This is a genomic window from Bacillus sp. ISL-77 (assembly GCF_018613105.1).
Map to the genome: position 1 here is coordinate 113,568 of NZ_JAGGQY010000010.1, position 25,222 is coordinate 138,789.

The window sequence follows — 25,222 nt, forward strand, 5'->3', positions numbered from 1 at the left end:
CTGTCACCAGTTTTGAGTCAATTACGAGTTACTTTTTGATACAAATGAAAGTAATTGTTAATTAAAAAAGGGTAGATCGTTAGAAGATCAATAGACAACTAACGACTTGCCCTTTATTAAGTGTGATTCGTTAATATTCTAGATTGTGAATGAGGGCTGACTGTTCAGTTAGGCACTGGAGAGTTAGTCTCATTTTCAACCTTCTATTCTTCATTAGTACGCAAATATCTTAAGCTGCTTCCTGCTGGAAACAAGGATCATTGAAGTATACAACTTCAGAAATAATTTTACAGCCCTTCATGTATTTGAGAGCCTCTCTTGCTGCTTCTTCTGTTTCAAATTCAAACATGGAAATATTTGAATCTAAATAACGAGTGATAATCCACATAAAAATTCCTCCTATGTTTTATAAATCATTTCTGTCCTACCGTCAGACGTCTAAAATTTGGCTAAATATACATAAGCTATGATTAACCTCAAGGATGATTTTAGCATGATGAAATCCGCACTCTAGGATTTAAAGAAGTAATTATTCATTTCCTCATACCAATGATAATGCAATAATGGAAATAAATAAAATGCAATAAAGTTATAGTTACAAATAAAAAATTTTTATATGGTAAAATTTCGGAAGAGGAAAGTGGATTACCGGGATTGGAAATACTGAAGGTCCTTTATAGTCAGAAAAACCTACCGAAAGAAGCCCAGCTTTTGTCTGAGAAGAAGTCCAGTTTAACCGTCGCGATCACAAATAAAAAACACCGTTCCCCATAAATCTGAACGGTGCAATTGTAATAGAATGATATTTTTGTCGTTTAATATATATCCCTTCCAGGGAATTTCATTTTCTGCTTCCAGCGGTTGAAAAAGCAGAACAAGTCTCCTAACATTTGGTTATTTAATTTTCGTGACCCGTCCTTCGATCAATGAAGCAAATGGCTGCTTCCGCTGCTTCACATAATTTTCAAAGACATCGATGTCAACCGGACCGTCCACTTTGTCTGTCCCTTCAAGGAAAACGGTGAAATCGTCACCGCCATTAGCCAGGTAGCTGGTAACCGTAACTGTATATTTGGAATCAGGGTTAATAGGGGTCCCGTCAGCACGGAAGATATCAAGGACTTTTCTTTTCGTACCCTTAGTTCCGCTCCAGGTGTATTTCAGTCCGGAAATTTGCAGCATACGCACGATTCCCTTCGGCTGCCATTGCTGATTCAAGACTCGGCGAATTTGGTCGCCGGTCAAAGTCACTTTAACTAGATTGTTTGTAAACGGTAGAATGGTGAACAGCTCTCCCCAATTGACCTCCCCAGCTTGGATATCGGCCCGGATTCCAGCAGGGTTCATAAAAGCAAAGTCAGAGTTCATGGCTGTTCGTTGGGAATCGGCAATCAGATTTCCTAAAGCGGATTCACCGCTTTTGTTCCGAGTGCCGGTAATGTCATTTGCAGCCGTTCCAACGACTTTACTTACGATGGGAGCGACCTTGGCCTCGTACCTTTTCACCATTTTCTTAATTTCCTCGTCCGGTTTGATGGCGTCCTGATAGACGTATACAATTTCAGCTTTTTTGGTCACGATCTCTTTAGTTGCCGGATCAAGCTTCAAGTCGACGTCGGAGAAAGCTGTTCCGTAAGAATAAGCTTCCACAAGCAGCTTTCCGTCCACTTCGGCGTTTAGATACGTGTGAGTATGACCGCCAAACATCACGTCTACTTCATCGTCTACCTTTTTGGCGATATCAATGATATCTCCGGTAGCGGCACCAGTCAGGGCGGACTGACTGCCACCATTGTGTGCAAGAACGACGATAGCTTTAACGCCTTGTTTTTTGAGTTCTGCCACTGCTTTATTAATGGCTTTCACTTCATCTGTGAACTTTACTCCCACTAATACACTCGCATTCGCAATCTTGGGGGTATCGCTCAATACAACTCCAATAAATCCAATCGGTATGCCATTAAACGTTTTAATTTCATAGGGAGGGAGAATCAGTTTACCCGTCTTTTCGTCCATAACGTTGGCACATACATAAGGGAATTGAGCACCTTCAAAGTATCCGGCCTTCGGGTTGGTTCCACCGTGGATCAGGCGCATCATTTCTTTCACACCCCGATCGAATTCGTGATTCCCTAACGTTCCCAAATTAAAGCCTATTTTGTTCAACACTTTAATCGTGGGTTCCTCTTGCAAAAGAGAGGATACGGGTGCGCTGCCACCAACCATGTCACCTGCATGGACCAAAAGAGTGTTTTTGGTCTCCCCTTTCCTTTGCTTCAAATAGGCTGCTAGATATTCGACTTTGCCCATATACCTTCCGTTAAATTTACGGGTCCTGTCCAATTGTCCATGCAAATCGTTAAGGCCGAGTAATTGTACTTGAATGAAACGGTTCTTATCATTCTCGGTGTTTTTGGGTATGCCTGGCGATTCAGAATTTCCGTTGGCCAAAACAAAGCCCGCAGATATTGTGGTCGTAAGAACAATAGCAGGAATTGCTTTTTTCACTGCGTCCCAATTCAAAGTTGCCCTCACTCAGTTCTCCCCTCCCAATCCTTTAGTGGATTACTACTTTAGGATAAGGAGAAATTGTTAAATTTAGATAACATTCCCATAAACTTTAAGTTAATTTATAAGTGGAAAAATTTCAGGTAAAAACACGCGTCACAAACCAATACAATCCGGCAAGTCCTACTAGGACGGAACCGATTTGTACAGCTCTTGGCCACCAGAGGAAATTTTCCACTTTTCGAATCAGAGGGTAGATGCAGACCAAGATAAGCAATTGACCCAATTCGACTCCAAGGTTGAAGGTAAGCAGCGCAGTGAGTTCGTGGTTTTTAGGCAAACCGATTTCCTGCAGCACTCCGGCAAAACCAAATCCGTGTATCAATCCAAAAGCAAACGTTAACGCCCAGCGGTGCTGATAATCCCGTGACCAAAGATTTTCCAGCGCCACGTAAACGATGGTGAGGGCGATCGTCGCTTCTACAATCCGGGAAGGCAGGGACACGACGTCCAAAGCTGCTAGAATTAGTGTGATGCTGTGTGCAAAAGTAAAGGAGGTGACGACGGCTGCTATACTTCGAAACTTCATTTTTACCAAAAGAAGGGCCAGCAAAAACAACATATGGTCGTACCCAGTTAATATATGTTCGATTCCAAGCCGTATAAATTGAAAAGCCGTGTCAAAAAATCCCGGGGCTTCACCGAACGTTCCTGTCCACTCCTTTTTATCTTTAGAAAATATATATTCGAATGATTTTCCGTCTACCGTTTTAAATGTGGCGACATTCGTATGTTTGTTTTCGGACCTGTCAAAAAACAAATTATAAAGGATTGACACTGTCCCGATTTTGGAAGAATCCTTAAAAAATAAATCGATCTGAATCATCGACAGTTGGGGGACCGATTGAAGTTCATGGGTCATAGACAAAACGCGGCCGTTATTTTTTACTGCCAAGCCTTTTTCAATATAGGGACGAACCACCTCGTCGTACGCGTTTTTCAATTCATCTTGATCGATTATCTCATCATGATTGGCATCCACACCCGGGAATTCGGCAATGGTTAAAGAATCGATAAGGAGGGTGATTCTTACCATATCTCCGCCCGCCGCGATTTTAGCAAAGCCGTAGCTCCCTGAATGTGCGAACGCTTTATCGGTATTGGAGGATAAAAAGAAAAAACCCAGAAAAATGATAATCGAAATGAGAAGTAAATAGGATTTTTTCAATGTGAATCCCCCTAAGATCTAGTAACCTGAGAAACATTTACTTGAGAAGAAAAGAATGATATGGAGAGGAAAGAACAAGTTTGCATGGTTCAAAATTGATTCCTATGACAGGAACGATATTGCTTGAGGCTTCCCATTTTGCTAACCACGGGATGATTCTTCGGAAATCTATTAAGCAAACACGGAAAAAACATATGATACTAGTATTTGATTTATTCATATACCGTTCCTAATTTTAAGGAGCTAAATTAACTTGGATAAAAATTTTGGACCTGTTACGGGGGAACCTTATTATAAATAGAGCGGTTTTAAAGAAGCCATAATTAGAGGTGATACAAATTTCTGTATCACCTTTTTAGGTTGATTAATTTCTAAGAGGAAATAAATAAATTTTATTTAATTTATTAATATAATCATCTTTATCCAATAACAAAGCCTGTAGGAGATGAAGAACGTGGGAATATTTGATAAATTCAAGAAAAAAAAAGAAAAGATTGATTATATTGATGAAATAATTACTAAATTGGATTGTGACTGCTCGATTATTGAAGAGGACGATGTTAAAGGGGTTATGACGAGGTATCATCAAGCTCTCATAGAGGGAAAAAGAGAAGGATATACACCACTTATCATTATCCCTTCAGAGATGATGTTAGAAATCGTTGATACCCATGCGGATAAAGAATACTTGAACGATGATCGAGAATCAATCATAGCCAAAGCGAAGGATATGGATGTAAAAGAATTATTAAAGAGACTGCTAGATGAGATCATGCCCATGGAGGAAGACGATGATATCACTGGTGAGTTTTCTTTAGAGGGACAGATGGACCATTTTCTGTCCATTAAAGATGTAATAAATAAGAAAATAATTATCGCAAAGATTCCAACGGATAAACCTTGGGAAGTAGCTGCTTGGGTTCCAATGGGCGGGTTTAATGATTGTCCTATGCCAGAGGAGCAAGTTGCAGTATTCAAATACTGGTACGAAAAATATGGAGCTACTCCCGCTTTAGTGTCCACAGATGTATGGGAATTATTTGTTGAAAACCCTCCTAAGACACAAGAAGAATCAGAATTACTCGCTTGGGAACAATTTGGATATTGTGGGGATATAGTCTGGCAAGGGGTTGGAACAGTAAATTCCCTAGCAGGAACTCTTATCAATTCTTCGGTTTGGTATTTTTGGTGGGACTAAAAAACGTTATAATCTCCCACTATTATAGGGAGTCAATTAGGACCTCAATCCGACATCCTTGGAAGTCTCTATAATTATGTAGTAAGTAACCGTTAAGTAAGAATCCCCAGTTTGAGTTGATTTGCAATTATTATCCAGCAAATGTCGTAAGTTTCGTAAAATATGTAGTAAGTGACCGTTATCTTGTAGTAAGTCTCTATAATTATGTAGTAAGTGCCCGTTATTTCGTCGTAAGTCTTAATAATTATGTAGTAAGCTGATTGGTAACGATAATTTCGTAGTTTCGGATATCTATCACGGGGAAAAAGTATTAATTAGTAAGAAACAAAGCGGGATGATCCCATCTTTTTTTGTTATACCTTACGCTTTTTTAAGGCAAACAAAAGAGAAGTGCGTTACGCTAACACCTCTCCACCCTGCGGCACGGAAATTTAACTCGGTACCGACCCTGAATCACCTTTAAAAATAACTTTCAATAGATGTCACAGAGCTCCTTTTATTGTCTCGATCATGTTATGATATTCTTCTTCTGTTAAGTATGTTTTTCCTGGGTTCATCTCGAAAGTGGACCCCCAATTTTCTTTTCCTTCATACTTAGGCACAATGTGCATATGTAGATGATGTAATGTATCACCATACGCTCCATAATTAATCTTGTTTGGCTGGAAAGCCTGATCGACCGCTGCAGCTACCTTTTTTACATCGTTCATAAAAGCCGCTAATTCATCATGACTGAGCTGAAATAGTTCTTTAACATGATCCTTATAAACTACATTACATCTGCCAGTATACGTCTGTTCTTTAAAAAGAAAGACTGTTGAAACCTCCAACTCACATATTTCAATCATAAGATTGTCTCGTCTTTCATCCTTCATGCAATACATACAATCTTTATTTAACTCCATCTTTTTTCTGCCTCACTTATTTATGAATTTTGAACCTATCTCTATAGTACCTCAGTTTTGAAAAATATATTTAGATTTGGATTTCTTAATAGGCAGTCAGGATGGATGATCGCTTTTTGTCTTTTTCTTGATGAAGTGCAAAAAAGTAGACTCCAAATAAAAAATCAGGAAATCATTGACGATTTCCTGACTCTAATCGATTGTTTAATAGATGACAACCGGGTCGTAAGTGCTTAGTGTATTATACACAGTTTTCATAACACTAGGCGGTGTATTGACGCAGCCATGTGATCCTGCATTAAGATAGGCATTACTTGACCAGTTGGACCGAAAGCCGGCATCGTGGAATCCTTGTCCATCATTCGTAAAAGGAGCCCAATAATCAACTTTTACTGAATAACCTGGTTTTCCTCCGAGTTCTCTGCCCGTTAGTGTGGAAGGTGATCGTTTATAGAGGATATACCACACTCCTTTTGATGTATCATTACCGGTGCTGTGTTTGCCGGTCACGACATTCGTTGTGACGACTAATTTACCATTTTTGTAAATCCAAATCCGCTGTTGTGCAATCGAAACTTCAGCATATGTATCACCGATGCCATTGTTTGATGTCGTTTCATAACCATAGCCTTCACCACTCCAGCCATGTCCGATAATATTAGTAGCAGCGATCGACTTCTCGCCTTTTTCAAAAGCTTTCTTAATCTGTGTTGTTTCTTTATCCACATCTAATGCCCAGCCATAGCCTTTTCCTTTTACGGTTTTGACTGCTCCTGAATGGGTCTTAAATGTGAAATCTTTATCTAATGTGGATTGAGAACTATTAATTTCAGCAATTTTCTCGTTAATATCACTTGGGTCAATCGTGACCTTCAAGTCTTTTGTCACCGATGCATTTTTTATTAATTCGCTGCCTTTTAACGAAAAAACTTTATCCTGTACCTTATAATCAACGGTTTGCAGAAGGAGTTCTTCTAGCTTTTTTTGCTCATTTTTTACAATCGGACTGTCTTCTTTGATTGGCTGGATGTATACAGGGTTCAAACGGATTTCACTCGTATATCCCTGCTTTTCGTAGTCCTTTAATAGACTGGCAAAATCAAGCTGCTGTCCATCATTACTTTTTGAGACGACAACTTTACCTTGTTCCAAACTGGCCTTCGCATCTTTAGGCGCTGTTAAACTCTTATTCATTGATAGTATCTTTTCTTCGACTTGTTTCTTCATCTCTTGACTGCGATACTGATCGGGTTGGCTAGGCATTAATGAAAATTCTTTTGCCTTTGAAGAAGGAAAATACGTTCGCTGGCTGTTTAATAATTTTTCAACACCTGCTAGATCCTTATCTGTAAAACCCATCTTCGTATCTTGTCCATCAAAAATTTGTTGTTGCCCGACATAGACTACGTTTTTTAAAACAACTGTATTTAATTTGTTAAGTGCCTCATCAGCAGTCAGTCCTTTGACATTTACGCCATTAATCTTGATATTTGCATTAAAATGGTTTGCCTGATAATAGCTGATTGCCCCAATTATGAGCGCTATAATAATGATTATACCCGTTGTAATAAACTTCCAGTTCGTATACCACTTAAAAGATTTTGCCCGCCGTTCTCCAATTTCTTCCACTGATTCTTTCACAGCATTTTCCATTAAAATTCCCCCCGCATACCTAACAATCAAGCTATCGACGTCTTTCGACTTTAAGCTTTTGGTTTTGCATCATAAATATAAATTATAGTATCAATTCTTAAATTTTACTACTATTCTACTAGATATAAAGTGTGAACTTTGTCACAATTTGTATCTGCGTGAAATATTTTTTGTCTTTTTGTAATTTGGTTGCCTGAAGTCAGGGTTCGTTCGGACTGAGCTTTCCGTTTTTAACTAATTTCCAATAATTATCCAGCAAATGTCGTAAGTTTCGTAAATTATGTAATAAGTGTACGGAATTATGTAGTAAGTCCTAATAATTATGTAATAAGTGTACGCATATACGTAGTAAGTCTCAATAGTTAGGTAGTAAGTGTACGCATATACGTAGTAAGTCCCTATAGTTATGTAGTAAGTGTACGCATATACGTAGTAAGTCCCTATAGTTATGTAGTAAGTGTACGCATATACGTAGTAAGTCCCTATATTTATGTAGTAAGCATCGGCAATTCACCCCAAAATCGACTGAAACTCCAAAAAACGCCCCCAAAAATCAAATTTGCTTGCAAATATCACCTCACTTAGCCCAATATCCCTTCCAAAAGTGAATATTGTCCGTTCGATACGATCGAGTATTCCCGCTATGGTATAGGTACCCGGGAATACATGAAAAGCGCGCTTTCTGAAAGGACTTTCCCTTGGAAAGCTTTGAACAGTTAGTCGACCAGTACCAGCCCATGCTCCATAAAATCATGCAATCGCTCCACCTTTACAAACATCATGAGGAATTCTATCAGCACAGTCTCATCGCCCTTTGGGAAGCTAGCCAGCGCTTTGACCCCCAAAAAGGGAGCTTCACCAACTATGCCTACACCTATATCAAAGGCTATCTTCTGATGGAATTGAAAAAATTACACCAAGACCAAGAACGAAATGTTCACCCTGATGAGCAATTCTGGGACCTGGCAGCAGTTCCCTATTCGGTTGACCCATTACAGGAGGAAATTCTATTATCCTACTGCGAAACGCTCACACCGAATCAAAAGAAATGGCTACTGTATACCATCCGTGATCGCCTATCGGTCAAGGAAATTGCCGAACTAGAAAAGGTATCCTTATCAGCCGTGAAAGGTTGGCGTAGTGGTGCCAGAGAAAAAGTAAAGAATTTAATACGGGAGTAGAATACGAGAACAAAAAATTCGTGGGTCCGGCCTTCATACGGGCGATTAACTACCGGACTAGCGAAATTACCGTTAGTCCGGTCGTCTATAAGGATTAATAACTATCGTTCTCACAAATTCCCCTACTACACAAACGTTTGATTAATAGTTGCCTCAACATGCTTAAATACTATTCTCACTCTAAGTACCTGCGAAGAATGTCGAGGGAAATCTTCAAAAATGACTCATTAAAAAGGAACCATGTTTATCTGCTGAACCAGATTTGAATACAAAAATGGTTCTTGGTGTCAGGCACCACAGATGGACAAATGTCCTTTCATGGTGCCTGACACCATTTTTAATATGTAGCGATTGTTAAGTCACAGTTGATTTATTCATTTTTCAACTACTATTTTTAGGCATTTTTTAAATGAAAAAGTCTAATTTCGAAAAACATGAGTATCATTTTAGTAATGAAGGAGGCGATCTGATGGAATCAATTGGGATTTTAGGAGTCGGGCAAGCAGGCGGTAATTTAGCGGAAATTGCTTCATCGATGGGGTTTCAAACCGCACTTATCAATACGAACAAACGCGATGGCATAGTGAACACAAAAGTGGAAAGGAAGTATTTTGTTCCTGGTTACAATGGTGCTGGGCAGGATCGATCCATTGGTTTAAAAGCGGTTAACGATAACTACCGAGAGATTATCGACTTTGTAAAGAATTCCTTTAAGAAAATTAAACTTTTATTAGTGGCCTTCTCAACCGATGGTGGTACTGGATCAGGGATGAGCCCGTTATTGATCGATCTGTTATTGGAACATCTGTCCGGCGTTAACATAGGTGCCATTGCAATTGTTCCTGATCGAAATGTATTAACAGGTAATCGCATCAATGCTACAGAGTGTATTGAAGAGCTTTCCAAGATAAACTCGCTTTCATCGGTGTTCCTAGTTGATAATGATCAAATGAGAAAGTTAAACCCACAATCCAGTAAACATCAAATCTACCTTTCTTCTAATCAGCAAGTCATGGAAGCCATTAAGAGTGTGTTGCAAGTAACGAAAAAGAGCTCGTTTTACGGAAACTTTGATGAAACTGATCTGATGAATATTTTGGGAACAAGAGGAGTAACGATTATATCTTCTGCTCAAATTACCGATGCAAAAACAACCTCAGATGTTACTAGTAAAATACAACAATCTTGGGCTACCTCCGTATTCTGTCCGGTGGAGTCAACCGGTGTAATCCGCTCGGGGATAATCTACGAAGGCCCAGAAAAAATGGCTAAACTAATTAATGTTCCATCCATTTTTGAACGAATTGGAGAACCACTCGAATTATTCGAAGGGACCTACTTCTCGGAATCAGATCCTACGGTAACGACTATTTTGGCGGGACTCGCCTTTCCTTCACGGCGCCTGCATGCCCTTGAGGAATCCCTAGAAAAAAACAAAGATCGGTTACAGAACCTAGTCAAAAAGGAACATACCCAGAAATATGAATCAAAAATAGCTTGGGCATCAACCCTAAAAGCCAAACCTCAGGAGAGAAAGCCCAGCACCGTAACCTCTAAGTTAGATAAGTACCAAAAATAAGAGGAATATATAGTTATTGGTGTCAGGCACCACAAATGGACAAATGTCTTTTCGTGGTGCCTGACACCATTTGCACTATTTCCCCCTTAGTAACTGCATGCGCTGGTTGAAAAGGCTTGGGTACGATAAATAATTGGACTGCCTGCATAGGGTTGGCTCCTGCGATGTTTTGGTGCTCATCATTCTCGGCAACTGGACGAGGCGGATTATTTTCTGGCTCTCAATGGTCGGAATCATGCTTGCTTTTATAGAAGTGATGAGCTGTGTGTGTATGGCTTGTTTAGGTGTTCCGCCGAGTGACAGGATAAGTTCCGTCTCATCTTGATGCGCTTCTACTTCTGATGTAAATCTGTTGAGGAAGAGAATAGCGCGCACCATCGAATTTCCGATGACCATTCCGCTGATTGGGATAATGTTTTGGGCCGCACCTCTTTTAAACATAGAAAAACCACCTTTTAAATCTTAAAAGGTGGTTGATCTCTTCTATTTTATTAAATTTAGGCGAATGGTCTTCAGGATCAGACTGCTTGCTTGATACTTTGATCATTTTGATCTTTTTCTTTCATACGGCTGAAAATATTAGCGAGAACGGAACCAGATAGATTATGCCAGACGCTGAAAATGGCACTTGGTACTGCCGCTAAAGGTGAGAAATGAGCGGTAGCGATAGCGACTCCCAAGCCCGAATTCTGCATACCAACTTCCATTGCTACAGCCTTTTGTTTTGCAAGGTCCATACCGCATAAACGGGCAAAGAAAAAGCCCAGGAAGAATCCAAGCAGATTATGAAGGATTACTACACCAAAAATAAGTAGACCCGATTCAGCAATTTTGGTCGCGCTGCCTGCTACAACAGCAGATACAATTAACACAATCGCAATAACGGAAACAAGCGGCAATGCCTTTGCACCGGCTTTTGCCTGTTTGCCAAAGAACTTTTTAATGATAAAGCCAGCTGCTAATGGAACAATGACAACTTGTACAATCGAAAGGAATAAGGAAGCAACACTGACATCAACCCATTTGCTCGCAAACAGAAGAATAAGCAATGGTGTAACAATTGGTGCAAGAATCGTAGAAACTGAGGCAATTGCAACGGCCAGTGCCACATTTCCTCTTGCTAGAAACACCATAACATTGGAAGCAGTTCCGCTTGGACAGCATCCTACTAAAATGACACCTACAGCAACTTCTTCAGGTAAATGGAGTCCGACCGCCAATAAAAAGGCAAGTAACGGCATAATGATAAAGTGACCTATGACCCCAAGCGCCACTTCTTTCGGTCTTCTAAATACTTCTTTAAAATCCGATAGCTCGAGTGTCAGGCCCATTCCAAACATAACAATTCCTAGTAGAGGAACAATATAGCCTCCCAGCCACACAAAGTTACCAGGATTAAGAAAAGCAATAACCGCAAAGATCAATACCCATAACGTAAATGTTTTCCCAGCAAAGCTGCTGATTTTCTCGATGACTTCCAAAACAATTCCCCCAATACATTAATTCCAACTATTTTAATAAATTTAATAAACATTATACTAGAGTAAATATTTTAAAAAATCAATATATTATTACAAAATGTTACAAAATTTTCTGTCTATTGTCGATGCTTTCTACTCTCATCATCATTGATATCGCAAACTCAAATGCGGCTTGACCAAGAGAACCATCCCCATGGTCTCAAAGACACAAAAAAAGCAGAGAGACATTGCTCTCTGCTTTACTGTTTGATTCAGTTTACCTCCCACTGACCCCTAAATAGTCTCAAGAAGTTTATATGCTTCCTCTTTCGTCGTAACCTTTAATAATTGCTCTCTAAACCCATCATCCATTAATTTTCGTGATAGCATTTGTAGAATCTTGAGGTGGGCATCTCCTGCTGCTTTTTCCGGTACGGCAATCATGAAGATTAATTTTGCCGGGGCGCCATCTAAACTGTTCCAATTGATACCGTCACGTTTGATACCAAAGGCAACAGCTGGGCGTTTAACCGCATTTGATTTACCATGGGGGATGGCGATATTCATGCCAAGCCCAGTCGAACTTTCACTCTCACGATTTAAGATCGCTTGTTTATATTCTTGTTTTGAACGTAAGACACCAGCTGTATCAAACTTGGCAATCAATTCATCGATTACATCATCACGTGTGTTGCCAGCTAAATCGGTATCAATTAATTCTATTGTAGTAATATCAGTTAACTTGCTAATATCAGTTTTAGAAACAGCTTCGACTTTTTCTTCACGTGCTGGTGCCGCAGCACTAGTATCAGGACCAACACCCGCTGCAACCGGCACAGCACCATCTACATTTTTCTTCAACGCCGTAACCATGAGGGCCGTTACAATCACACCAACAATAACAGCGATGAAGAACATAACCACATTGTCAACAGCACCTAATATAGCAACAATCGGACCACCATGAGCAACTCTGTCACCCACACTAGAAAGCATGGCGATGACAGAACCTACCATCGAACCGACAACGATACTTGGAATCACACGAAATGGATCTTGTGCGGCGAACGGAATCGCACCCTCTGTAATACCAAATAGCCCCATCGTGAAGGATGCTTTTCCGGCATCTCTTTCTGCCTGACTAAATTTGCGTTTGTTGATAAAAGTAGCAAGTCCAAGTCCAATTGGCGGGATACAGATCGCTACTGCAATGGGTCCCATAATTTCATAGTTACCTTCTGCAATCATGGCTGAGCCGAAAAGAAAAGCAACTTTGTTGAATGGGCCACCCATATCGACCGCAATCATCGCACCGAGAATCATCGCTAAGACAATCGAGCTTCCACCTTGCATGCTAGCAAGCCAAGTTGTTAATGCTTCGAACACACTTGCAACCGGATGACCAATGACGAAGATAAATAATAGACCTACAATAACACTTGATAGAATTGGGATAAAAATAATTGGCATAACGGGCTGAACCGCTTTTGGCACTTTAATTTTTTTAATAGCTAGGGCAACATAACCCGCTAAGAAACCAGCAATAATCCCGCCGATAAATCCGGCACCCGCTTCACTTCCGTAAAAACTACCATTGGCTGCAATATAACCGCCAATCATACCTGGTACGAGTCCTGGACGGTCAGCAATACTTACCGCAATGAAACCAGACAAGATCGGTACCATGAACATGAAAGCTGTACCGCCAAGACCTTCAATTTGTTTCCAAAAGGAACCATCTGGTATTTTAATTCCACCTGGTGTTTGCTCACCACCTAGAGCTAACGCGATCGCAATCAATAATCCCCCAACCACAATAAAGGGAATCATGTAGGAAACCCCACTCATTAAGTGCTTATAAAAGCCGTTTTCCTTTTGTTTGCTTTTCTTTTCTTGACCAGACGGGGCTGATTCAGGTTTATAAACAGGAACGTTTCCGCTTTGAATCTGTTTAATCAATTCTTCTGGTTTGCGAATACCCTCTTGGACACCGGTGACAATTAATTTTTTGCCGGCAAAACGGTCCTTCTTAACCTCTTTATCCGCTGCAATAATAATGCCATCTGCTTCGGCAATATCTTGCTCCGTTAACGCATTTTCGACGCCAATCGAACCTTGTGTTTCCACTTTTATATCGATGCCCAACGCTTGGCCCGCTTTTTGTAAGTTCTCAGCAGCCATATATGTATGAGCAATTCCAACTGGACAAGCTGTAACAGCTAATATTTTCCCCATCGTGTTACCTCCTATTGTAAAAATAACTAAGTAATCGCTTTCTTAAATCTATAATATACCAATCTTGTCCAGGTAATTTTTCATCTTTTTACCGGAGACTGCGGTAAAAAAAGTTTAATGCGTTCCTATGTGACCTTAATCTTAGTTCTAGCTCCATATCGGTCACGTAGAACCCTCCTACGTGACCCTAAACTTAGTTCTATTACCAACTCGGTCACGTAGAACCCTCCTACGTTACCTCAAACTTAGTTCTTTTACCACTTCGGTCACGTAGAACCCTCCTACGTGACCCCAAACTTAGTTCTTTTATCACTTCGGTCACGTAGAACCCTCCTACGTTACCTCAAACTTAGTTCTTTTACCACTTCGGTCACGTAGAACCCTCCTACGTGACTCTAAACTTAGTTCTATTACCACTTCGGTCACATAGAACCCTCCTACGTGACCCTAAACTTAGTTCTATTACCACTTCGGTCACGTAGAACCCTCCTACGTGACCTCAAACTTAGTTCTATTACCACTTCAGTCACGTAAAACCCTCCTACGTGATCCTAAACTTAGTTCTATTACCACTTCAGTCACGTAAAACCCTCCTACGTGACCCTAAACTTAGTTCTATTACCACTTCGGTCACGTAGAACCCTCCTCCTACAAAACAATTAGGGGAGACAAAAAAACCAATCCGCTAGGCGAATTGGTCCAGTACTTGTAAAAATTCTTGATAATCCCTTGCAGCTGTTACAGCATGAACAACCAAAGGCGCCTCACTCAAGGCAGAAATCTTCCCAATTACCCCGCGAAGCTCCCCTTGATTCTCTTTGGCAATGGCCAGCATGATGACAAGGGACACCCGTTCATTCCCCCACTCCATCCGCTCCTTCATGATTGCCGTGGCTAAAGCAGATTGGTGAATCATCGATGGGTTTCCATGCGGGATGGCAATTCCCCCGCCGATAGCTGTAGCGGATTTCCTCTCTCGATTAACAGCACTATGAATATACTCTTTACTCACAAAGCCTTTTTTATAAAGAGCGTCCGCCAGCAATTCGACGACTTCATAGCGGTGTTCTTTTTCCACATGAAAAAACACAAGTTCTTCCTTCAAGAAGGGAGAAAATACATGGGGCCCATGGTGTTCGGTACTTTTTTGCTTCAACACTTCAACAAACTGATGTAATTTTTTCTTATCCTCTTGTCCAAACAACGGGGAAATCACGATGTGCTCGATGGTTACTTTCTCAAGCGGAACCGTAGAGATAATAAAATCCGCTGGATGAGAACTCAAATATTCCGGCACTTCCGCCTTTCCAATACAGGCGACAATCTCAATGTTCTGGTACTGCTGTTCGATTTTCGCCTCTAACAAATGCGACATGCCAATCCCCATATGGCACACAATCAACGCTTTCTTCTTTATATCTCGCTTTTTTTCCAGTCTTTCAACAGAGGCTTGAAAATGAAGGACAATATAGGCCGCCTCATCCTCAGGGATTTCGATATGAAAAGTTTGTTTGATTTCTTCAAGCGTTAACATCACCATATTGAACATATAGGGATACATTTTTTTAATATTCGATAGAAGCGGATTTGTAATCGGAAAACCATATTTGATGCGATTGATGACCGAATGCAAATGAACGGCAAGGCCATCGATTAAGATCGGATCCGCTTCATAATGAATGAAAGTCAACTTTTCCATCTTGCGAACGAAAGCAAGAACAAGCTCAGCTGCCTCTTCATCCACTGTCAAATCTTGATGGAGTTCCTCTCCGACACGCTTGCTGCTAATCAGGTGCCATGTAAAATAAACCTGCTCCACATCCGGGAAGGTTAACCGAAAGGCCAATTCCAATTTTTCAAAAAACCAGCTGGCAAATTGATATTCTTTCCGTTCAAACGCCATCACTTTTTCGGACTCTTGGACAAATACAGGCGACCGCTGCCGGGTCCGTTTCACCATAATCAGTGCATGAACGAGCAAGCTCTCTAACGCATCGTCTGAAAAAGCAATCGAAAATCGCCCCTGCATATCCTTAAGTGCATTCCTAACGGTCGAAATTTCATAGGGTAAAAATAAATCCAACACCACATTTTTTTCGTGCAAAAAAAGCTCAGACAAGTGCGCCAAAGCATTACGTTTCTTCAATTCTGATCCTTGAATCACATTTCCCACCCGCGGCTTCGAAACGAGTTCAAGCTCAAACCGCTCCAGCCAATCCGTAATCGCCTCGATATCTTTTTTAATCGCCGCTTTAGGTACATAGTATCGATCGGCAAAATGCTGTAAGGTGATTGCCTTATCACTTGTTAAGAGCTGATAGGCCATTTCAAAAAGCCGTTCTTCATTGGTTTTCGGTTCGCTCGAAAGAAGACTGCGCAAAATTTCCGATCGATCACTTTCATCACTTTCAATCGCAATCCCAAGGCCCGGCTTCCGGATGAGCCTTGCGCTTGGATAATCGCGGAGAAACTCCTCCAATCGATCTAAATCGTTCCGGACCGTTTTTTCCGCACAATCAAGCTCTTCCGACAAATCCTTGATATGCAATACCCCTTCTTCATGAACGAGCAATATTCGTAGTAATTCTTTCTGTCTATTATTCATCCTGCACCCGCTCTAAAAAACAATATAGGTAAGTGTATCTTTATTTTGTTCTCTAATCAAATGAAACAATGAAAACGATGAACCTGGAACCCAAACAAGCGTAAATGCCTTCCAATCCGAAGGCACCTTCGCGCTTTTTTTTCCAAAAATAAAAGTCCTCATAATTAATCACGCATTTTTTCGAAAAATAACCATCCCCACACTTAATCACGCCTTTTCATGAATATAAAGGCTTTCACCGAAAGATTCATCTGATAAATGTGCGTTTTCCGCTGATAAAATGGTCCAGTTCGCTATATCCTTCAACAATTGGCTGGGAAGCTGCTCATTGGAGCTAATTATCCCACTACATGCGCCCACATATTGCAGCTTACGAGCTTCTGCAAGTGCATCTGGACCATCGAGAACGCAGCTCCAACCATATTTTCTCAATAATCTCATAGGAAACAACCTCGTGCTATGAAACCACACAATATGTTCCACAATCTAGGACTACTCCATCCATTCACTAAAAGTCTTACATTCAAATAAAATTTCTCCTTCCTACCCTGTCCTTTTTACCGACTTTTCTATATATAGAAGGTGAAAGGTGGTGAGAAACAATGGCACAAGCATTATTAGAGGTAACGAAGCTTCGCATCGTGTTTGAAGCGGGCATGGATGACGAAGGAAATCCCATCCTCAAAGCAAAAACGTTTAGCAATGTCACAAAGGCTGCTACCGCAGATCAACTATCCCAAGCGGCACTAGCAGTAGCTTCTCTATGCAATGACCCGCTAAACAAAGTGGAGCGAAATGACAGCTCCGCGATTCTAGGTTAATAGTCTAACGAAATAATAAAGTGAGTGGAGGTGAAAGGAATGGCAAAAACATTGGAATTGCAATTTACCACAGAGTTTGGAAAGACGGCAAGTCTTTCCGTCGATAACCCTAAAGAGCCGATTGATGAAGAAGTTGTAAAATTATCAATGGCGCAGATTATTGCATCTGAAGTTTTCACAACGGCCAGTGGCAAGTTTGTAGCTGCAAAAGGAGCAAGAGTCATCGACCGCAATGTGACGGATTACGTGATTGCCTAATAAGGGAAAGAGGCTGGATTCATTATGAATCCGGCCTCTTTTTATTAAGCTGTTTTCTGAGAGAAAAAGAACTAGGCATTAAAATGGAGCTCCTCTTCCTTTAATGGACTTTGTTTTCCACTTTCCTTCGTAAATATCTGTTTCGTTGAATATTTTTCTTTTTATTCTTTGATGAATTCCTTTGTACTTCTCATTGTATCAATTGGGCGAACTAATTTTTCTATTTCTGCACGTTGAGGCTCTAAGAATGGAGGTAAAGATAATTTTTCCCCAAGCGTTTCATAAGGTTCATCTCCCATAAAACCAGGACCATCTGTAGCGAATTCAAATAAAATTTGCGGTGCAACTCTTGCGTATAATGACTCAAAAAAGTGACGATTTACATAACCGGATGTATGGAATCCAAAACTACTCATCCGTTCAATCCATTCTTCTAAAACAGAGCGATCCTCTACACGTAATGCCGCATGGTGAACCGTCCCAAAACCTTGCTGGGCTTCAGGAAGAATGGCATTATATTCTACAATGACCGAGGCACCATTCCCGCCTTCCCCCACTTCAAATAAATGGAATGACCCTTCTTTATCTGTCTCTTTAAATAATAGGACTTTTTCCATCATTTCTTTGAAGTAATCAAAGTTCGCAATACGGACAAAAATTGGTCCCAAACCAGTAATTGCATATTCCAGTGGAATTGGACCTTTTTGCCATGGTGTGCCAGATTCCACCCCTTTATTGAATTCATCTGAAATCAATTGATATTGCTGATCGTCAAAATCAATGAAAGAGAGGGTTTTCTTGCCAAATTGCTCTTTGATTCCAGTATGTTTCACTTCTAAACGATCAAAACGATTTACCCAATAGTCTAATGCTTCATCACTCGGTACACGGAAAGATGTCTTTGAAATCTCGTTTGTACCATGTACTCCTTTAGGAATGCCGGGGAAATCGAAGAAAGTCATGTCTGTGCCTGCGCTGCCTTTATCATCTGCAAAGAATAAATGATAGGTTTGAATATCATCTTGATTTACCGTTTTTTTAACTAAACGCATTCCTAAAACATAAGTAAAAAATTCATAGTTCTTTTCTGCACTACTTGTAATAGCTGTTACATGGTGTATTCCTTTTAGATGGTTCATTATATATACCTCCAATATTTAATTTAAGATTAATGGTCGTAATTTTTCTTGGATCTCTTTTCGGTTTGGTTCCAAAAATGGTGGAAGTGCTAGTTTTTCCCCCATTGTTTCCATTGGTTCATCTGTCGCAAATCCCGGTGTATCCGTTGATAATTCAAATAAAATACCATTGGGTTCCCTGAAATATAATGCCTTGAAGTAATACCGTTCCACTTTCCCTGAATTCGGTAACCTGTATTCTTTCAAACGCTCTGCCCATTGGTCATATTCTTCCTCATTCGGAACACGGAAGGCAACATGGTGAACACCTCCACGACCTAAGCGGACTCTTGGCAAATCGGGTCTTGTTTCAATATGAACTTCCGCACCGCTGCCGCCTTCTCCAGTTACATAAATCAATATATCTGGATAATCCCCTTCAAGTGAAGGATAAGAACCGGCAAATCGGAAACCCATAACTTCTGTTAAAACTCCAATTGTTGGTTCTGCAATTGCGACTGTGAGTGTTACAGGTCCTAAACCAATAATGGCATGTTCCAGTGGAATGTCATTCCTTTGCCAAGGAATCCCAGCTCTCACACCTTTTTCACCGTTATCGGCTACGAGGATTAAACGAGTCCCCTCGAAATCTCTGAAAGCCAATGTATCTCGATTTGCTCTTTTTTGAATAACATCATGTTCAACCCCAAATTGTTTAAAACGTTCTTTCCAAAATAACAATGAATCTGAATTTCTAACCCTTAGTGATACAGTAGAAATATCTGAAGTTCCCCTGTATGTTTGCCCAAGATGAGGAATGTCAAAGAACGTAACTTCAGTTCCTGGGGTTCCTTCCGCGTCAGCATAGAAAAGATGATAGGATTCTGTATTATCTTGGTTAACTGTTTTCTTAACCAATCTCATTCCTAAAATTTTTGTATAAAATTCATAATTTTTTTCCGCTTTACCTGTTAATATTGATACATGATGTAGTCCTAAGAGTTCCATCTCATTTCACTCCTGTCACAATATTAATTTAATTCTTTTGTTCGAAATTAAAGATCGCCTGTAATAGTAAAAAGTGTCATAAAAGACCAGATATTTTAGAATAAAAATGAATCTAACGCATATTGACCGGGACCGATCAAAGCTATACCAATAGCAACTGAAAGCAAAGTTAAGTTGTATTCATATCCATTAGCTGTTGCCCATAATCCATTTGGACCATGCACTTTTGCGATAGCCATTAACATAGTTCCTGCAATCATAATTCCTGCAAGTGGTGTTAATAGTCCTAAAGCAAACAAAAGTCCCCCAATAAGTTCTGCTAACCCTGCGAAAAGAGCCATGGTCACTCCTGGTTTCATGCCAATAGATTCAAACCAGCCACCGGTTCCTTTCAATCCATTGCCACCGAACCAACCAAACAACTTTTGAGCACCGTGACCTACAAATAGTAAACCAATTACCAAACGAATGATTAATAAACCAATGTTTAACATCTTAAAATCCTCCTGATTTTTTATCTCGAATTCGAGATATTATTTTAAAAAAATGCACGTTTAAACTTTATTCCTTACTTTTTTCAAAAGATTCACCAATGTCTCTGCCTCATCAGAATTTAATGAATCAAACATATCTTCAATTAACTCTTGATATTTCGGCATGATTTCCTTCATCAATTTATTTCCATCATCAGTTAATCTAACATGTATCATACGGCGGTCATCTGGACAGGCATTTCGGCTTAATAAACCTCTTTGTTCTAGCTTATCTAAACAATAGGTCATCGAACCACTTGAGACCAATATGCAATTTCCAATTTGTTGAATTGTTTGTTTCCCTTTTTGATAAAGTACCTCTAAAACAGAAAATTCCGTAATACCAAGCTTGTTTTTTGCCATTTCTTCCTTAATTCGATCATGAATTGCTTTAGATGTTTGCATTAATATCAGAAAGGGCAAATTATTGCATTTCCTCTCCATTAATTTCACCCCCTTAAAAAATCTTGAATTATATTATCTTGAATTATATTATCTTTAATCTGAGATAATAATAATACTTATAATTTTTTTTGTCAATACCCTTTATTTTATTGAACTAAAGGGTGCTTATATACAGTATCAGCAAAAAAACGATCCTTCGTTATCGAAGCATCGCACCCATAACTCAACGCCAAATTCGTTTAATGATTTTACTTTAAACACGATACGCTCTTTTAGAGTACAACAGGACCAAATTGATTTGTCATATACATCATCTATACGGCCTTGAAACCCAAAATAACCATCTTAAATCCATATAACAGTCACCAGAAACATACCAGTCGCCAGGCATGAAATATGATTTATATTTCGCAGTATTCCCTCAGACCGTACACCAAAAAATTTCTTCATTCTTTATAAACGATTCGAGATACTCCCTGTCCGTAGCAAGCTGCGAGCGATACGCCCGAATCGCTTTCAACTTTCGAGTGGCCTCAGCTTCGGTCATTGGGACCCGCACTCGAGGCGGCCACGGGACAAAGCTGGGAATTCGCTCTCCTTTATACTCATGTGCCTCAAACGGCAATCTAGGGGTAATTCCACGTGGCCATGGCCATTCGGTGTCTGGACCGCTGTGGATTAAATAGGTATACACTTTCCCTCTGTAACCTGTCGCCTGCACGGCGTCACGAACAAACAAGAAAGCCGCCTGATGATCTAAGTGCCCATCCGCACCATCGGTGACGTAGATTTCCTTTGGCTGCATACACCTGATCAGGTCCATTGTATCGGAGAGAGCAAATTCCTTCAGATAGGGCGCTGGCATACCATAAACAAGCGAGTGATAGTCCGGGTATACCATGCTATACGTCTGTCTCATCAGGGTAAAGCGTTGCTGGAAAGGCTCTAGACCCTGGGACTTATAGACACGATCCAGTCCAGCATCAGGATAGCCGAGAAAGGTAATATCCGACGGCGTTAGTCCCAACTCCGCCATAGCAGCATACACTTCGAACTGGCGCACCCGTGCCAATTCGAAGTAATCCTCGGGACGAAGCTCGTTAATATTCTTCTTGAGCAGCTGGGAGGCAGCCCTCGGGTAACCATCTCCATTCGTAAAGATAACAACATGAACCCGCTTTCCTGCCGCCACTGATCGCATAATCACACCTGCAGTCCCTAGCGTCTCGTCATCGGGATGAGGGGCGAAAACCAGCAGATCAATAGGCTTTGTGTTGGTCACGTATTTTCCTGCTTGAATGCAATAAATAGGTTTGGATAAGTTACTCCAAATAGATGGTATAGGCACGGGTTGTAGTGATAAGAATGGTGCTATTACTATTGGAAATATTGGTCCTGACAAGTCCATTGATGGTTTAGGTAACGGAAGATAGCACGGACAAGGCTGATATAGGTAAGGCCAGTAAACAGGTACATTTCTGTACGTTTTTTCTATCAATGCTTGTTCCTCCATTCTTAATAATAGACTCTGTATCGCCTAGGAAGATGGGACAAGGGGTTCTTGAAGTCGATATTCTGGGAAACTCCGCGGGTTAAAAATATCTTGGTAATAAATCTAAAGTTCGATAGAGTTGAAGAGGTGGAAGTTGAAAATTCTTTAAGTAGTCTTGAACTCTATCAAACCACCAACTTACTTAGATACAAAGATAAGGTAATTTAAAATAATACCAATTTAACTATATTCAGAACACCAATAAAATTAGGCGAATATAATCTTATGCTATGTAAGCGAATATAGATTTGTTAAAGGGATAACGCCAAAATTTTGAATTATCTATAGTGACCTTTAGCGGGTCGTAAAGCTTAAGTTAACAGGAAAAAATTAATGTCAATGAATCTCAAACGTTAATGGCAAATCAAAATGCACAGAAATGACAAAATAGGTTTAGATTATTTCCTTGACCTACATTGTCAACACATCCTAAATCACCCTGATGGTTTCGGCAGATAATTTACTCCCATGCCGGATGCCTTATCTTAAATCTATGTTTAATAGTAAAAGGGTGCCGAAAATTCTAAACCTCTAAAGTCTTGGGCTCTTGCCACATGCTTGTATTTAGCAATATCAATACCTATAGTTAAATTTAATTTGTTGCCTTTAGAGTATTTGATTTAAAAAACAATTTCATCATTGGTGGCGTAACAATAGTTGTTACAAGTACCACAACAACTAACACAGCAAACATATCTTGGCTAAGTAGATTGGATTCTAAACCAATAGCAGCAATAATTAATGCTACTTCACCACGGGAAACCATTGCTGAACCTATTCCCAAAGAACTATTCCAACTAAATCCAGCAGCTTTTGCACCAATTGCAGAGCCGACTAACTTAGTTAAAATTGCTAATACACTAAGAATGGCTATTAGAAAAATATTTTCAGTAATACCAGTGAACTCTGCCGTTACACCAATTGAGGTAAAGAAAACAGGAACAAATATAGAATAACTAATCGTTTCTACCTTCTCAAAAACTTCGTGTTTGAAATCCGTTACGCTAATTGCCACGCCTGCAATATAGGCTCCGATGATGGCGGCGACGCCTGTATATTCTGCTAAGTAAGCATAAACAAAACAAATAACTAGAGCGGACGAAATGACCGTTTCTGTTACTTTTAATGATGAGAACTTCTTTAAAAACCAAGGTATTACCTTCCATCCAACAAGAATAGCTCCCGCAAAGAAAATGACTTTCTTTAAAACAACAGTGATTAAATTCACATCTCCGCCTGCAAAACTCATCAAGAATGCTAATGCGATAATTACTACAACATCATCGATTACAGCTGCTCCTAAGATTGTGGTCCCTTCAGATGTTTTTAAACGATTCATCTCCTTCAGTGCTTGAACCGATATACTTACACTTGTTGCAGAAAGTAATAGCCCCAAAAACCAAGATTCCATTGTACTTAAGTTTAATGCCAACCCAGTAAAGTGACCTAAAACAAGGGGAACAATAATGCCACCAAAACCAACTAATGTTGAGGCTTTTCCAGTTCGTTTGAATTCATCTATATCTGTTTCCAATCCAGCTATAAACATTAATAAAATAACTCCGATTTGACTAAATTCAGCTAATGTTTCTGTTTCATTTATTAATCCAAGAACCGATGGTCCAAGTACAATTCCAATGAGAAGTTTTCCCAGAACAGAAGGCTGCCCTAATCTAACACTAAGACTTCCTGCTATTTTTGATGCAATTACAATAATCGCTAATTGTAGGATTAACACTTAAATTACCACCTTTCGTTATTATGATTTGTCATTGTTTAATAAAAATACAAAAAGAGCCTGTTACCAAAGGACATAATTATCCCTTGGTGACAGGCTCCTCCAAGTACACTCTGTATTTTATTAGTTATACTTTAACTTAAAATTAGTTGAAGAAAATTAAATTTTTATGTTTATATTATTTCATTCGTCCTCTTGGTCCCCCCAGATCGCTTGGGCCTTTTTTTTTAATAGTAATATTGCGGCAGCTTCCGCCAATGCTTTCTCTTTTTTAAGTAAATCTCTTTCTAACGTTTTTGCTCGTTTTTTCTCTTCTTTTAATTCTTGATTCAGCTGCTTCGTTTGATTAGTTTCTCGACCATTCTAAACTCCCCCGTTAGCCATCCATATAGAGAGAACTAGGAAAATTTACTTTCTCTAATATCATAGAACAGTTTGAGTTACTTCAAATTTTGTTTAAACCACAAGCGTCACAAACCGACACTCTTTCGACTAAATACCAAATAGGCTATACTAATCAAACGATTGATTGAAACAGCTGTAAATACTGATTGATAAGCAATTCCCCCTGCAAAGCAAGTATGAAGATTGTCGAAATGCGTTTGAACATTCCGCAGGAAATAATCCACCTTTCTACAAAAACAGATGAGCTTCTCCCAAACCTCCATGATTCTATTAAAATCCCGACTTTTTGATACTATCCAAACGTTTGATTAAAAGTAGCCTCAGACCACTCATTACTAGATTTATAACTCTAAATGCCTGTGAAGAATGTCGAGAGCTGTCCTCAACAATGACTCTTTAAAAAGGAACCATGATTAATTTCTGAACCAGGATTCGTGCCAAACCCCATTACTGTGACTTGTTGCTAATTTCCTCTAGTGATCATATTTTGGAAATGTCAAAAAAAAACTACCTAAAAAAATGCTGTAAGCCTTTTGCCTTTAAATACAAAAAATACCACAGCAGTAAGATCTGTGGTAGTAAAAATTTGTACTTTCTTATTCATACAAAAAACAACCTTTTCAGGTTGTCTTCAATTTGCCTGGCAACGTCCTACTCTCACAGGGACGCGTGTCCCAACTACCATCGGCGCTGAGAAGCTTAACTTCCGTGTTCGGTATGGGAACGGGTGTGACCTTCTCGCCATTGCTGCCAGACTATTTAATTGAGGAATCATTCCCTCAAAACTAGATAATGCAGAAGAAGTTTGTAAAAACAAGTATGCCTTATAAAT

General features: G+C 39.8%; 20 protein-coding genes, 1 rRNA gene and 2 pseudogenes. 5 read left to right on the forward strand and 18 right to left on the reverse strand.

Annotated features, from left to right (window positions below; genetic code table 11):
* Positions 1–229 precede the first annotated feature (229 nt).
* The 3 genes from J7E77_RS03505 to J7E77_RS03515 form a co-directional block, all read right to left on the reverse strand.
* A complete protein-coding gene (locus tag J7E77_RS03505) occupies positions 230–388 on the reverse strand; it encodes a hypothetical protein (protein ID WP_214712377.1) in 159 nt (52 codons plus the stop codon).
* Positions 389–894: 506 nt separating this feature from the next.
* A complete protein-coding gene (locus J7E77_RS03510) occupies positions 895–2,535 on the reverse strand; it encodes a bifunctional metallophosphatase/5'-nucleotidase (RefSeq protein ID WP_214712378.1) in 1,641 nt (546 codons plus the stop codon).
* Positions 2,536–2,647: 112 nt separating this feature from the next.
* Positions 2,648–3,736 (reverse strand): HupE/UreJ family protein, encoded by a 1,089-nt coding sequence (locus tag J7E77_RS03515; RefSeq protein ID WP_214712380.1) that lies wholly within the window; start codon positions 3,734–3,736, stop codon positions 2,648–2,650.
* Between the two features lie 454 nt (positions 3,737–4,190).
* Here J7E77_RS03515 and J7E77_RS31380 point away from each other — a divergent pair, with 454 nt between their 5' ends.
* Positions 4,191–4,934 (forward strand): DUF4253 domain-containing protein, encoded by a 744-nt coding sequence (locus J7E77_RS31380; protein ID WP_214712382.1) that lies wholly within the window; start codon positions 4,191–4,193, stop codon positions 4,932–4,934.
* A 482-nt stretch (positions 4,935–5,416) separates the two neighbouring features.
* Here J7E77_RS31380 and J7E77_RS03525 read toward each other — a convergent pair whose 3' ends face one another.
* Together J7E77_RS03525 and J7E77_RS03530 are read right to left on the reverse strand one after the other, a co-directional pair.
* On the reverse strand, positions 5,417–5,839 hold the full coding sequence (locus J7E77_RS03525) for an HIT family protein (RefSeq protein WP_214712384.1): 423 nt from the start codon (positions 5,837–5,839) through the stop codon (positions 5,417–5,419).
* A 204-nt stretch (positions 5,840–6,043) separates the two neighbouring features.
* Complete coding sequence (locus J7E77_RS03530) at positions 6,044–7,492, reverse strand: L,D-transpeptidase family protein (protein ID WP_214712386.1); 1,449 nt, start codon at positions 7,490–7,492, stop codon at positions 6,044–6,046.
* Between the two features lie 698 nt (positions 7,493–8,190).
* Here J7E77_RS03530 and J7E77_RS03535 point away from each other — a divergent pair.
* Together J7E77_RS03535 and J7E77_RS03540 are read left to right on the forward strand one after the other, a co-directional pair.
* Positions 8,191–8,673, forward strand: coding sequence for a sigma-70 family RNA polymerase sigma factor (locus J7E77_RS03535; RefSeq protein ID WP_214712388.1), 483 nt, complete (start codon positions 8,191–8,193; stop codon positions 8,671–8,673).
* A gap of 469 nt (positions 8,674–9,142) precedes the next feature.
* Positions 9,143–10,252 (forward strand): FtsZ/tubulin family protein, encoded by a 1,110-nt coding sequence (locus J7E77_RS03540; RefSeq protein WP_214712389.1) that lies wholly within the window; start codon positions 9,143–9,145, stop codon positions 10,250–10,252.
* A gap of 75 nt (positions 10,253–10,327) precedes the next feature.
* Here J7E77_RS03540 and J7E77_RS03545 read toward each other — a convergent pair.
* From J7E77_RS03545 to J7E77_RS03565, 5 genes and pseudogenes are all read right to left on the reverse strand, one after another.
* Positions 10,328–10,675: pseudogene (locus J7E77_RS03545) on the reverse strand (ABC transporter permease); the annotation flags it as partial.
* Between the two features lie 95 nt (positions 10,676–10,770).
* Entirely contained in the window at positions 10,771–11,733 is a 963-nt protein-coding gene (locus J7E77_RS03550) for a bile acid:sodium symporter family protein (RefSeq protein ID WP_214712393.1), read from the reverse strand.
* 273 nt (positions 11,734–12,006) lie between these two features.
* Positions 12,007–13,947: a PTS fructose transporter subunit IIABC gene (locus tag J7E77_RS03555; RefSeq protein ID WP_214712395.1), complete on the reverse strand. Its 1,941-nt coding sequence runs from the start codon at positions 13,945–13,947 to the stop codon at positions 12,007–12,009.
* A 685-nt stretch (positions 13,948–14,632) separates the two neighbouring features.
* A complete protein-coding gene (locus tag J7E77_RS03560) occupies positions 14,633–16,552 on the reverse strand; it encodes a BglG family transcription antiterminator (RefSeq protein ID WP_214712396.1) in 1,920 nt (639 codons plus the stop codon).
* Positions 16,553–16,759: 207 nt separating this feature from the next.
* On the reverse strand, positions 16,760–16,993 hold the full coding sequence (locus J7E77_RS03565; RefSeq protein ID WP_214712398.1) for a hypothetical protein: 234 nt from the start codon (positions 16,991–16,993) through the stop codon (positions 16,760–16,762).
* A 161-nt stretch (positions 16,994–17,154) separates the two neighbouring features.
* Here J7E77_RS03565 and J7E77_RS03570 point away from each other — a divergent pair, with 161 nt between their 5' ends.
* Together J7E77_RS03570 and J7E77_RS03575 are read left to right on the forward strand one after the other, a co-directional pair.
* Entirely contained in the window at positions 17,155–17,373 is a 219-nt protein-coding gene (locus tag J7E77_RS03570) for a DUF1659 domain-containing protein (protein WP_214712400.1), read from the forward strand.
* A 39-nt stretch (positions 17,374–17,412) separates the two neighbouring features.
* Positions 17,413–17,631 carry a DUF2922 domain-containing protein gene (locus tag J7E77_RS03575; RefSeq protein ID WP_214712402.1) on the forward strand — a complete coding sequence of 73 codons (219 nt, stop codon included), beginning with the start codon at positions 17,413–17,415 and terminating at the stop codon, positions 17,629–17,631.
* Between the two features lie 161 nt (positions 17,632–17,792).
* On the opposite strand, the gene J7E77_RS03580 is transcribed toward J7E77_RS03575, so the two are convergent.
* The 8 genes and pseudogenes from J7E77_RS03580 to rrf all read right to left on the reverse strand — a co-directional run bounded on the left by J7E77_RS03580 (position 17,793) and on the right by rrf (position 25,145).
* Positions 17,793–18,770 (reverse strand): ring-cleaving dioxygenase, encoded by a 978-nt coding sequence (locus tag J7E77_RS03580; RefSeq protein WP_214712403.1) that lies wholly within the window; start codon positions 18,768–18,770, stop codon positions 17,793–17,795.
* Between the two features lie 18 nt (positions 18,771–18,788).
* On the reverse strand, positions 18,789–19,757 hold the full coding sequence (locus tag J7E77_RS03585) for a ring-cleaving dioxygenase (RefSeq protein WP_214712404.1): 969 nt from the start codon (positions 19,755–19,757) through the stop codon (positions 18,789–18,791).
* A 95-nt stretch (positions 19,758–19,852) separates the two neighbouring features.
* Complete coding sequence (locus tag J7E77_RS03590; protein WP_214712405.1) at positions 19,853–20,251, reverse strand: DoxX family protein; 399 nt, start codon at positions 20,249–20,251, stop codon at positions 19,853–19,855.
* A gap of 60 nt (positions 20,252–20,311) precedes the next feature.
* Positions 20,312–20,734 (reverse strand): MarR family winged helix-turn-helix transcriptional regulator, encoded by a 423-nt coding sequence (locus J7E77_RS03595; RefSeq protein WP_214712407.1) that lies wholly within the window; start codon positions 20,732–20,734, stop codon positions 20,312–20,314.
* Positions 20,735–21,001: 267 nt separating this feature from the next.
* Positions 21,002–21,113 (reverse strand): annotated as a pseudogene (locus J7E77_RS31610) (hypothetical protein); the annotation flags it as partial.
* 3 nt (positions 21,114–21,116) lie between these two features.
* The gene (locus J7E77_RS03600) at positions 21,117–22,208 is read right to left on the reverse strand and encodes a PIG-L deacetylase family protein (RefSeq protein ID WP_308160379.1); all 1,092 of its coding nucleotides are present in this window, start codon (positions 22,206–22,208) and stop codon (positions 21,117–21,119) included.
* Positions 22,209–22,839: 631 nt separating this feature from the next.
* Positions 22,840–23,985 (reverse strand): cation:proton antiporter, encoded by a 1,146-nt coding sequence (locus tag J7E77_RS03610; RefSeq protein ID WP_214712409.1) that lies wholly within the window; start codon positions 23,983–23,985, stop codon positions 22,840–22,842.
* 1,043 nt (positions 23,986–25,028) lie between these two features.
* Positions 25,029–25,145 (reverse strand): 5S ribosomal RNA (gene rrf, locus J7E77_RS03615).
* Between the last annotated feature and the right edge of the window lie 77 nt (positions 25,146–25,222).

Bases quoted from the DNA above. Each gene is read 5' to 3' on its own strand.
- J7E77_RS03505 (WP_214712377.1), bottom strand. From the start codon at position 388: ATGTGGATTATCACTCGTTATTTAGATTCAAATATTTCCATGTTTGAA.
- J7E77_RS03595 (WP_214712407.1), bottom strand. From the start codon at position 20,734: ATGGAGAGGAAATGCAATAATTTGCCCTTTCTGATATTAATGCAAACA.
- J7E77_RS03555 (WP_214712395.1), bottom strand. From the start codon at position 13,947: ATGGGGAAAATATTAGCTGTTACAGCTTGTCCAGTTGGAATTGCTCAT.
- J7E77_RS03540 (WP_214712389.1), top strand. From the start codon at position 9,143: ATGGAATCAATTGGGATTTTAGGAGTCGGGCAAGCAGGCGGTAATTTA.
- J7E77_RS03570 (WP_214712400.1), top strand. From the start codon at position 17,155: ATGGCACAAGCATTATTAGAGGTAACGAAGCTTCGCATCGTGTTTGAA.
- J7E77_RS03560 (WP_214712396.1), bottom strand. From the start codon at position 16,552: ATGAATAATAGACAGAAAGAATTACTACGAATATTGCTCGTTCATGAA.
- J7E77_RS03565 (WP_214712398.1), bottom strand. From the start codon at position 16,993: ATGAGATTATTGAGAAAATATGGTTGGAGCTGCGTTCTCGATGGTCCA.
- J7E77_RS03530 (WP_214712386.1), bottom strand. From the start codon at position 7,492: ATGGAAAATGCTGTGAAAGAATCAGTGGAAGAAATTGGAGAACGGCGG.
- J7E77_RS03580 (WP_214712403.1), bottom strand. From the start codon at position 18,770: ATGAACCATCTAAAAGGAATACACCATGTAACAGCTATTACAAGTAGT.
- J7E77_RS03600 (WP_308160379.1), bottom strand. From the start codon at position 22,208: ATGGAGGAACAAGCATTGATAGAAAAAACGTACAGAAATGTACCTGTT.
- J7E77_RS03525 (WP_214712384.1), bottom strand. From the start codon at position 5,839: ATGGAGTTAAATAAAGATTGTATGTATTGCATGAAGGATGAAAGACGA.
- J7E77_RS03585 (WP_214712404.1), bottom strand. From the start codon at position 19,757: ATGGAACTCTTAGGACTACATCATGTATCAATATTAACAGGTAAAGCG.
- J7E77_RS03590 (WP_214712405.1), bottom strand. From the start codon at position 20,251: ATGTTAAACATTGGTTTATTAATCATTCGTTTGGTAATTGGTTTACTA.
- J7E77_RS03575 (WP_214712402.1), top strand. From the start codon at position 17,413: ATGGCAAAAACATTGGAATTGCAATTTACCACAGAGTTTGGAAAGACG.